Source organism: Mycobacterium sp. E796 (assembly GCF_001672815.1).
Taxonomy (GTDB): domain Bacteria; phylum Actinomycetota; class Actinomycetes; order Mycobacteriales; family Mycobacteriaceae; genus Mycobacterium.
On the sequence record NZ_LZKK01000267.1, the window covers coordinates 89,741 to 96,836 of the forward strand.

Genomic DNA, 7,096 nt, shown 5'->3' on the forward strand with positions numbered 1-7,096 from the left:
CGCCCACCTTGTTGGTTATGGGCGGATGAAAGCGAAGACTTTCACCCGAGGCTGAGAACCGCTCCGTATCGTGGGAAGTTTAAGAGTTTTCGCGCAGCATCGCAATTCGGTTGATATTCAACGTGTGTCAAATTAAGGTGGGCACGCGACGCGTAATCAATTCCGCCAGTAGCAGTTTGACTATTGAACGTCGTCGCCTTCTGCCGCGTCAAGGGCAAGCGCAATTAGCGCGTCAGGGCTCAAGGAATCGATGGCGTCATCGGTAACCGTCGAATCGTCGAGCGACGTTTCCGGGTCGCCGGCCAACAGCAACAATTTGTCCAGCAATCCGGTTCTGCGAAGTTCCTGAAGCGGAATCTTTCTCAGCACCGACCACACCTTTTCCTCGTCGGACTCTTCGGATTCGCCGCTCAGCAATTGTTGACCGAGATGGTCGGCCAGCGCCGCGGGGTTGGGATAGTCGAAGATGAGCGTGCGCGACAAGGCCAGCCCGGTATCGGCTTTGAGCCGGTTGCGCAGTTCCACCCCGGTCAGGGAGTCGAATCCGAGATCCTGGAAGGCGCGGTCCGGGTCGACGGCGTGGCCGTCCGGATGTCCCAACACCGCTGCGGCGTGGGCGCACACCAGCTCGATCAGGCGGCGGCGGCGCTCGCGGGGCGGCAGTTGGCGTAGGCGCTCGGCCGTCTCGTGCTGGGCGTCCGGTGTCGGCGCATCTGTACCGGTGCCCAGCCAAAACCTCTGGCGCACAAAGCCATACGTCGGCAACTCGACCCGCCGGCCGGCCCGCAGGACCGCGCTCCAGTCGACCGCCACGCCGGTGGTGAACAACCGAGCGGCCGCCATGAGCAGCGACTCGACCTCCGGGCGATCCTTGGCCAGCGTGACCGTCGCGACGGAGTGCTCGGTTACCAGAGACTGCTCCGCCGCGGCGCTAAGCCCGCCGCCGGGACCGACTTCGACGAACACGCCGGCCCCGGACGCCTCGGCGGCCCGCACCCCGTCGGCGAAGCGAACCGGACGGCGCACATGCTCGGCCCAGTACCGCGCGGATCCGTAGCCGGGTCCGACGAGCTGCCCAGACACGTTGGACACCAACGGTATTCGAGGCTCTTCTGGCGAGATGTCGGACACCGCGGTTTCGAAGGTTTCGATCATGGGCTCCATCAGCGGCGAGTGGAACGCGTGCGAGACCGCCAACCGATGGAAGCGCCTGCCCCGGTCCGCCAGGGTTTGGGCGATGGCGCCGACGGCGGCTTCCGCGCCGGAGATCACCACCGCTTCGGGGCCGTTGATCGCCGCGATGGCCACCCCGTCGGTGAGCAGCGGCCCCACCTCGCCCTCGCCGGCGCCGACCGCAACCATCGCGCCGCCGGCGGGCAACCCCGCCATCAACCTGCCCCGCGCCGCGACCACCTTGGCCGCGTCGGACAGCGACAACACGCCCGCGACATGGGCGGCGGTGATCTCGCCGACGGAATGCCCCATCACCACGCCGGGGACCACCCCCCAGTGCCGCAGCAGCGCCGCCAGCCCCACCTGGACAGCAAACAACGCCTGCTGTGCAAACTCGGTGTTATCCAACAGGTTTGGGTCGCTCCCCCACATCACGCCGCGCAGCCGGTCATCCAGCGCGGCGGTGGCCTCGTCGAAAGCCTTCGCGAACACCGGGAACCGGCCGTACAGTTCGGCACCCATCCCCAGCGACTGCGCGCCCTGCCCGGGGAAGACGAACGCCGTCGTGCCCGGCGCGTGCGCCCGGCCGAGGACGGTGTCGGTACGCGGCTCGCCGCGCGCCAAACCGGCCAATGCCTCGGTCAGCGCCTCGCGATCGGCGCCCACCAGCGCCGCGCGATGCTCGAACACCGAGCGCGTCGTCGCCAACGACCACGCCACGTCGCTCGCATCCAGCCCCGGGTCGCCGGCCACACGCGCGCGCAGTCGCGCGGCCTGATTGGCCAACGCGCGCTGCGAGCGGCCGGACAGCACCCACACGGTCGGCCCGTTCTCCCGTTCGGTCACGGGCGTTTCCGGGCGCGCGGGCCCCTGCTCGACGATCACGTGGGCGTTGGTGCCGCCCATGCCGAACGACGACACCCCCGCCCGGCGCGGACCCTCCCGCGGCGGCCAGGGGGTCAGCTCGGTGTTGACGCGCAGCCCGCGGCCGTCCAGATCGATCGCCGGCCCGGCGTAGTTGAGGCTCGCGGGAATGGCGCCGTTCTCGATCGACAGCACGGCCTTGAGCAAACCCGCGATGCCCGCGGCGCCGCCCGCGTGGCCGATGTTGGTCTTCACCGATCCCACGGTCAGCGGGCGCTGTCCGAGCCTGCCGATCGCCTCCCCCAGCGCATTCGCCTCCACCGGGTCGCCGATCGGGGTGCCGGTGCCGTGCGCCTCGACATACTCCAACTCGCCCGGTTCGAGGCCCGCGTCGCCAAGGGCGCGTCGGATGACGTCGGCCTGTCCCGCGACCGAGGGCGCCGTCTGCCCGGCGGCAGTGTGCCCGGCGTTGCCGACCGCGCTGCCGCGGATGACCGCCCGGACGCGGTCCCCGTCCTCGAGGGCGGCCCGCAACGGCTTCAGCAGCACCAGCCCGGCGCCCTCGCTGCGCACGTAACCGTCGGCGCGGGCGTCGAAGGCATAGGTGTGGCCTGACGCCGATAGCGCCCCGAATTCCCTTTCCAGCAAGGATGTCTCGCTGGCCAGGTTCAGGTGGACACCGCCCGCGATGGCCAGCTTCGATTCGCCCGAGCGCAGGCTCTCCGCCGCGGCGTGAACGGCCACCAACGACGATGACTGACCGGAATCGATCGTCATGCTCGGGCCGTGCACGCCCAAGGCGTAGGAAATCCTGTTCGCGATCATCGCCCGGCTGATTCCGGCGAAGGAGTGATGGTCGACGTGTTCCACGGTGTCGAGCGTCAGCACCGCGTAGTCGTCGCTCATCGCGCCGAGGTAAACGGCGACCTGTTCTCCGCGCAGGCTTTCCGGCAACAGGAACGCGTCCTCGAGAAGCTCCCAGGCGAGCTCCAGCGCCAGCCGCTGGCGGGGATCCATCGCGCCGGCCTCGCGCGGCGAGATGTTGAAGAAGTCCGCGTCGAACTCGGCAACGTTGTCCAGCAGCCCCTCTCGGCGGGTCTTCCCATCGGCGACACGAGTGACTTCTTTTCCGTCGCGGAGCACGCGCCAGAATTCGGCGGGGTTGGCGGCGCCCGGGAACCTGCAGGCGATCCCGATGATCGCTACGTCTGCCGGGCGCACGGTCAGGGTCCGGATTCTTCGTCGAGGATGGCGAACAGTTCGCTCTCGGTGGCGTTCTTGATGTCGTCGTCGAAAAGCTCGTCATGGGCGGCGGGATCGGATTGAGCGGTGCTCAGGGTCAGCAGCATCTCGATGCGTGCCGTCATGCGCTTCTTGTCGTCGGGGTCCAAGCCGGGTTGGCCGATCAGCGTCTGGAGTTCGCGGACAACGTCGCCAAAGCGGGACATCGGGTCGGGCTTTTCGGCGCCCGGGCCCGCGGCGAGCTGGCCGTCCAGATGCTCGGCGAGCGCGGCGGGGGACGGGTAATCGAAGATCAGCGTCGGCGAAAGGGTAAGGCCGGTAGCATTTTTCAGCCGGTTGCGTAGTTCGACGGCGGTCAGCGAATCGAAGCCGAGATCTTGGAAGGGCTGTTCGGCCTCGACGTCCGTGTTGCTGTGACCGAGCACCGTGGCGGCGTTGCCGCACACCAGATCCACCAGTTCGCGGTGCCGCTGCTCGGGGGTCAGGCCGGCCAGCCGCGCCCGCAAACCCGTCGACGCCATCGCGATCTCGACGTGGTCGACCACGCGTCGGGCGGGACGGTTGGCCAAGCCGCTCAACAGCGGGGGCAGCGCCGCGCTGTTGCGGGCGAGCGCGTCCCGGTCGAGGCGGGTGGCCACGACGATGGGTTGCTCGCTCAGCAGTGCGGTATCGAAGAGATCGAGCGCCTGCTCGCCGGACAGCGGGGCCAGCCCGACGCGGCTTATCCGGGCCTTGTCGCGATCGCCGAGATGCTGCGTCATTCCGGAATCCTGTTCCCAGAGTCCCCAGGCGACCGACAGTGCGGGAAGGCCATTCGCGCGTCGGTGGACGGCGAGCGCGTCGAGGAAGCTGTTGGCCGCCGCGTAGTTGCCCTGACCGGGTGCGCCCACCACGCCGGCCATCGATGAAAAGACCACGAATGCTGCGAGATTCAGGTCCCGGGTCAGCTCATGCAGGTTCCAGGCGGCGTCGGCTTTGGCCCGCAGCACCGTGTCGAGGCGCTCGGGCGTCAGCGAGGCGATCACCGCGTCGTCGAGCACTCCGGCGGCGTGAATCACCGCGCTCAACGGATGCTGTTCGGGGAGCCCCGCCAACAGGTCCGCGGCCGCAGCGCGGTCGCTCACGTCGCAGGACACCACCTGGACCGTGGCACCCGCCCGCGTCAGGTCGGCCACCAGTTCGTCGGCGCCGTCGGCGGTTTGGCCGCGGCGGCTGGCCAAGACGACGTGGCGAACCCCGTACCGGCTGACCACGTGACGTGCCACCAGACCGCCGACCATCCCGGTGCCGCCGGTGATCAACACCGTGCCGCCGGCCAGCCCGACGCCGGGCCGGTTCGGCAGCGTCAGAACCACTTTGCCGATGTGCCGGGCCTGGCTGACGAACCGGTATGCCTCGACGGCGCGGCGCACGTCCCAGGCCCGCAACGGCAGTCGCCGCAGGGCGCCGCCCTCAAACAGCCCGATCAGCTCGACCAACATCTCCTGGATGTGCCGGGGCCCGGCCTCCATCAGGTCGAACGCCCGATACTGCACACCGGGATAGGTCGCGGCGATCGCCTGCGGGTCACGCAGATCGGTCTTGCCCATCTCGATGAAGCGCCCGCCGGATGCGAGCAACCGCAACGACGCGTCGGTGAACTCCCCGGCCAGCGAGTTGAGCACCACGTCCACGCCGGCCCCGTCGGTGGCCGCCAAGAACTTCTGCTCGAATTCCAGCGACCGCGAGTCACCGATATGGTTTTCGTCAAATCCCATGGCGCGCAGCGTGTCCCACTTGCCGCGACTCGCGGTGACGAACACTTCCGCGCCCCAGTGCCGGGCCAGCTGGACGGCGGCCATGCCGACCCCGCCGGCCGCGGCGTGCACCAGAACCCGCTGCCCGGCCCGTACCCCGGCCAGCACCGACAACCCGTACAAGGCCGTCAAGAACACCACCGGCACACCCGCGGCCTCGGTCAACGACCACCCCTGCGGCACCCGCACCACGTACCGCTGATCGACGACCGCTTCGGAACCCGCCAGGCCCAGGATCCCCATCACCGCATCACCGACGGCCAGGCCCGTCACCTCGGGGCCGACCTCGACGACGATGCCGGCGCCCTCGGCGCCCAATTGCGCCGCGCCCGGGTACATCCCGAGGGCCACCAGCACATCCCGGAAGTTCACGCCGACCGCGGCGACCGCCACCCGCACCTGGCCGGCGGCCACGTCCGCCCGGGGGCACGGCTGGGCCACCAGGTCTTCGAGCGTTCCCCCGCTACCGGCGGCCAGTCGCCACTCGCCCGCCGGCAGCTCCAGCGCCGGGCCCGACTGCGCGGGGGTCAGCCGCGCCTTGTAGGCCACGCCCTCGCGCACCACCAATTGCGGTTCACCACAGCCGATTACCGACTCGGCGTCGAGCGACCCGTCGGAATCGACCAAAACCACCCGGCCCGGATGCTCGGCCTGCGCCGAACGCACCAGCCCCCACACCGCCGCGCCGGCCAGATCCGTGACGTCCTCGCCGGCCAGCCCCACCGCGCCGCGGGTCACCACCACCAACGGACCGCTTCGATCCTCGGTCAGCGACGACTGCAGCAGTTCCAGCGCGTCCGCGGTGGCCGCGTGCACCGACTCGACCGGGTTGCCCGCACTGGGGGCGCATTCCCACACCTCCGCGGGCTCGGCCGGCGCATCGCCGTTCAGCGAAATTGGAGACCAGCTGACCTCGAGCAGGCCCCCGCCGGGACGACTCGCCGCTGCCAGCTGCTCGGGCGACACCGGGCGAACCACCAACTCCCCCACCGACAACACCGGCAGCCCCGCCGCGTCGGCGATCTCCAGCGACATCGCCCCCGACCCCGTCGGCGCAATCCGAACCCGCACGTGCGCTGCGCCCGCGGCGTGCAACGTCACACCCTGCCAGGAGAAGGGCAGCAGGATCTGATCCTGCTCGCCGCCCACCCCCAGGGCATGCAGGCTCGCGTCGAGCAGCACCGGGTGAATCCCGAACCCGCCCAACGCGACCCCCGCGTCCTGCGGGACGGTGGCTTCCGCGAATATCTCCGTTCCCCGCCGCCACACGCTCCGTAGCCCCCGGAACGCCGGGCCGTAGCCGTAGCCGCGGTCGGCCATGCTCTCGTAGGCGCCGCTGACGTCGACGGCGACCGCACCCACGGGCGGCCATGCCGAGGAATCCGCGATCGGCGCCACCGCCCGCGCAGTCAACACGCCCTCGGCGTGCAGCACCCATCCCGAATCCGACTGCGCGCCTGAGGAATACACCGACACGGCCCGAGCGCCCGCGTCGTTGGCGACACCCACCAGCACCTGCACCTGGACGCCGCCGGTTGCCGGCAACACCAGCGGCGCCGACAACGTGAGCTCCTCGATTGCCGAACAGCCGACTTCGTCACCGGCGCGCAGCGCCAGCTCCACAAAGCCGGCCCCGGGAAACAGCACCACCCCACCCACCGCGTGATCGGCCAGCCACGGTTGCGCGGCGAGCGACAACCGGCCCGCCAGCACCACCTCTCCCGAGTCGGGCCGTTCCACGACCGCGCCCAGCAGGGGATGGTCGGACCCGGTCAGGCCCAGGCCGTCGACATCGCGTGAGCCCACCATCTCCGCCGACAGCCAAAACCTGCGGCGCTGGAAGGGATACGTGGGCAGGTCGACGCGTTGGGGGTCGAGGCCGGCGAACGTCGCGGCCCAGTCCACGCCCACCCCGGCGGCGAACAGGCGCGCGGCCGCGGTGGCGCAGTCGTCGACCACCGAAGCGGTGGTGTCCGTCGCCAAAGACCGGGCCGAGGTCGAGTCGATCCTCACCGCGGCCG

2 protein-coding genes are annotated in these 7,096 nt (G+C 70.1%); both read right to left on the reverse strand.

The window, feature by feature from the left end; genetic code table 11:
• Positions 1-180: 180 nt before the first annotated feature.
• Positions 181-3,258 carry a type I polyketide synthase gene (locus A5706_RS20970; protein ID WP_068134690.1) on the reverse strand — a complete coding sequence of 1,026 codons (3,078 nt, stop codon included), beginning with the start codon at positions 3,256-3,258 and terminating at the stop codon, positions 181-183.
• A gap of 2 nt (positions 3,259-3,260) precedes the next feature.
• Positions 3,261-7,096 (reverse strand): SDR family NAD(P)-dependent oxidoreductase (locus A5706_RS20975; protein ID WP_156767260.1); only part of this gene is annotated, 3,836 nt, incomplete at its 5' end.